Origin of the sequence: Geminicoccus sp., from assembly GCF_036263595.1 — a bacterium.
Classification (GTDB): Bacteria; Pseudomonadota; Alphaproteobacteria; order Geminicoccales; family Geminicoccaceae; genus Geminicoccus.
In genome coordinates this window covers 1-3,193 of record NZ_DATAGQ010000184.1, presented here as the reverse complement: position 1 = coordinate 3,193, position 3,193 = coordinate 1, and the positions used below count along the sequence as shown (strand labels likewise).

The following is a 3,193-nucleotide window of genomic DNA, read 5'->3' as shown; positions in this document are numbered from 1 at the left end:
CTGATCAAATGGATGACCGAGATGGTGCTGGGAGCACGCGAGACGGAAACTGCTCCAGCAATGTGATCAGCTAGAAAGGCTGGCCAGCAGGCCAGGTGGTGGTCGGTATGGTGGCGGCCGTTACAGGTGACTGACCTTGTGGATGCTTCAGACATGGTCAAACCACAGCTGTGGATCTGGCTTGCTTGAGCAAACCCCTGCCAGATCCCCGGCTATGGAAAGCCAAGCCTTGTCGTGGATCCCCCACCTACATGAGGGTGCTGCAAAGCATGTTCAGGTATCGATCCCTTCCAGATCCAGGACCTCCGGTGCCCAGTCCTCCAGGCTCAGGCGCTCCCGCTCGCCCGGCAAGAACAGTCCGTGCCGGTCGAGGTACTGAGCCTGAGCCTCGAAGACGGGCGGATCGGCCAGATCCAGCGGTTGGGCCCGGCCGCGCAGGCTCGGGAAGGTGTCGAGGTCACGCCTGACGACCCACCGGCACGGAATGCCCAGCGAGTAGTCATGGGTCTCCGCCAGGACATTGGCCCGCACCGTGCCAGTGCCACCCAGCTGCAGGCGGGGCTCTGGCAACTGCCCGTCATACCAGTACCTGGGGAACCGGCCGAGCGGCTGCCGCGGGGCATCGGTGTCCCACCAGACCTGCGGGCGCTAACCAGGATGATCCTGCAGCCACATAACCATTAGATATTCACAGTATTGCCGCCAGAGGCCACCGGCTGAACTAGACTGGTACGCAGAGCCCGGTCTGTCACAACCACTTTCGACGATCCTCCACCACTCGTCGCCTGAGGATGGCTCCGGCAATTCACGATCGAGCAGGAACGCCAGCTGGAACGGCGTCAGGCCTTCCACACGGTTGCGGCGACGCCGGGTGCGGACGGTGGGCATGGCTTTTCCTACATCTTGGAGCCGGACGGGCGGCCCGGCCGATCGTTCAAGGGCTCAAGGTCGAGGTTCAATTGCTTGACCGCTGCAAGAAATTGCGCACGAGCATCACGCTCAGTGGCAAGCAGTGGATGAACCTTTATCTGCTTGAAGCGATCCTTGAAAGTCGTACCATCCTTCTTTATCTGCTGCTGGGCATCACGCATTCGGTCGAATGCTTCGAACGCCGTCTGCAAGATCAAGAGGCCGCCATCATCTTGAATAGAGTACTCACTTGACAGCTTCGTCCACCACAGCTTTGCTTCGGCGGACAGGTGTCTTGGTGGTCCTTGGCAATTTTTCAAAGCAAATCCTCCATTTCACGTGCGAGTAGGGATGACAGCGGTCCTTGTCCGAGAGGAAGCCAGAGAATCACATGGCCCCGGGTGTTGTTCATGCTCCGCCTCGTTGGGAGAGCATGACCGCAGCGGCGGCCAGGATCTCGATCAGGCGATCGCGCAGGACCGGCGACAGCGAGAGCGGCCGTCCGTTCAAGAGTCGGGCTCTCCAGCGTACGGTCATCGGCGCTCCTCCTGCAGCACTACCGCCACTGCGTCAGCGAACTCCCTCAGTCGATCCACCAGGGCGGGGCTCATCGTCGTCAGCGGCGCCTGGATCTGCGGCCAACCGTTCACCAGGCGCACGCGCCAGCCCCGCTCCCGAGCTTCATCCAGAGCGGCTCGCGCGGCCTCGATTGCGGCAGGACCAGAAGACATCATTGCACGTACTCCTGTTCGATCTCGTCCAACTCACCGCGCAGCACGACCTCGGCCTCGTCGCCGAGCAGATGTGTAGGCCAAGCTAGCTCCATCATGTCTTGCAGCTGATCAAAGAGGTCGGGATCAACGGCGCAACCGTTCGTGTCGACCAGCACACCGCCTACACGGTCCTCGACATGCCATCCGCGAACGCGGGCGTGTACGAAGGCAGGATGCTCACGTTGCGGTTGGGCAGAAGGTGCTCCGCGAGCAAGGAGCGCCGCGTAGTGCGCCGCCGTCTTCCTGCTCAAGGCAGCTGGATTATTCTCCTGCATTCCTGGAGCAGTGGACTGACAGAACTGACGGAAGAGGCTTCTGCCGGCTTTGTCAGTGCCTTCCTCTTTATGTGACTGAGGAAAAACGAAGCTGGCGGCAGCATTCATCGCCGCTCTCCCAGCTTCAACTTGACGTTGATACGGAAGACCATCTTAGCTCTACCGCCCGTCTCGCGGGTCTCGGCACGCAGCCAATCCAAGTCTTCCAGAACATCAGTCGCCGCCTTGACGGTCGCGGGCTGAGCCAATCCAGACCATTGCGCCCGGTAGACATCACGTGCCGCAAACCCGTCGTTTACAGCCCCGTCGAGAATCTTCTGCCCAAGGGCACATGCAGCCGTCAGATCGGCTCTGATCACGCTGTCGTAGAGGCGCCTGGCATGGCTTTCGAGGTAGGCGCCCCAGCCTAGCGCCTTGATCAACGATACAGTGCCGATGGGGCCGCTGTTGCCATCAGCAAGATGACAGAGCAGCGCCAACGAGGGAATCAGCGATCGGTACTTAGCCAAATGGGCTTCAAGGGCGGGATGCAGATCGCCAGCACGAAGCTGGTTCTCCAAGTCTTCCCGCCACCCGTCGAACGCCTCTTGTGCCTCGTCATCGAAGCGCAGGAACCAAGGCTGATCCTCGCCATCGGCCGTCGCCCCAAGTGCCACAACATCCACCTGGTCGAGCCGATCGAATATCTCCCGTGCGATCCTGCGGGCTGCTCCATCGGGCCAGCGATCGATATTGCGCCACACCTTTGGCGGATCCGGCCACACCAACAGCTGGAACCGCTGCAACAACCCATCATCAGCTAAACCACCGCGGACAGCTCCCTCGAGATATTCAGAAAGTGGACCTGGCTGGATGCCTCCCAGAAGGGACAGGCACACGGCCTCGATATCGAGCGTGCCGCGTCCAATCCGGTCGTAGGTAAACCTCCCGTTGCCGTTCCAAGCCTCCAGGTAGAAGGCGCGGTCTTGCTCACGTCCGTCACGGTCGAGGCCACGCAACCAGCCCATCATCTCGTCGCGTTGAGCCAGGATCCCATGAGGGTTCTCATTGAGGAGCTCGCCCAGTTTCTCAATGGTGGCATCATTGGTGACGTAGCGGCGTCGCACAGGTGGTTCTTCGATCCTGAGCAGGTCACCAAACTCAGCCGTAATCTCCTCCGTGCTCGCACCTTCCTTGAGCCGCTTCTTCAGCCGCCCTTCCGCGATCTCCTTGTTCGCTTTGGCAACGAGCGCACGT

At 60.8% G+C, this 3,193-nt stretch carries 6 protein-coding genes; all 6 read right to left on the bottom strand.

The genetic code is table 11. The features are described from left to right. Positions 1 to 273: 273 nt before the first annotated feature. Positions 274 to 570, bottom strand: coding sequence for a hypothetical protein (locus tag VHL31_RS19765; RefSeq protein WP_329662961.1), 297 nt, complete (start codon positions 568 to 570; stop codon positions 274 to 276). Positions 571 to 896: 326 nt separating this feature from the next. Then, positions 897 to 1,229 carry a P27 family phage terminase small subunit gene (locus tag VHL31_RS19760; RefSeq protein WP_329662960.1) on the bottom strand — a complete coding sequence of 111 codons (333 nt, stop codon included), beginning with the start codon at positions 1,227 to 1,229 and terminating at the stop codon, positions 897 to 899. 88 nt (positions 1,230 to 1,317) lie between these two features. Next, complete coding sequence (locus VHL31_RS19755) at positions 1,318 to 1,446, bottom strand: hypothetical protein (RefSeq protein ID WP_329662959.1); 129 nt, start codon at positions 1,444 to 1,446, stop codon at positions 1,318 to 1,320. Next, entirely contained in the window at positions 1,443 to 1,643 is a 201-nt protein-coding gene (locus VHL31_RS19750) for a hypothetical protein (protein WP_329662958.1), read from the bottom strand. The genes VHL31_RS19755 and VHL31_RS19750 overlap by 4 nt, the downstream gene beginning before the upstream one ends. Then, positions 1,640 to 2,065 (bottom strand): hypothetical protein, encoded by a 426-nt coding sequence (locus tag VHL31_RS19745; protein ID WP_329662957.1) that lies wholly within the window; start codon positions 2,063 to 2,065, stop codon positions 1,640 to 1,642. Before VHL31_RS19745 ends, VHL31_RS19750 begins: the two co-directional genes overlap by 4 nt. Next, positions 2,062 to 3,193: YfjI family protein (locus VHL31_RS19740; RefSeq protein WP_329662956.1), on the bottom strand; the 1,132-nt coding region annotated here is incomplete at its 5' end. The genes VHL31_RS19745 and VHL31_RS19740, both read right to left, overlap by 4 nt.

What these genes read in the sequence shown, in the direction of transcription:
- VHL31_RS19755 (WP_329662959.1), bottom strand. Translation starts at nt 1,446, where the DNA reads ATGACCGTACGCTGGAGAGCCCGACTCTTGAACGGACGGCCGCTCTCG.
- VHL31_RS19745 (WP_329662957.1), bottom strand. Translation starts at nt 2,065, where the DNA reads ATGAATGCTGCCGCCAGCTTCGTTTTTCCTCAGTCACATAAAGAGGAA.
- VHL31_RS19750 (WP_329662958.1), bottom strand. Translation starts at nt 1,643, where the DNA reads ATGATGTCTTCTGGTCCTGCCGCAATCGAGGCCGCGCGAGCCGCTCTG.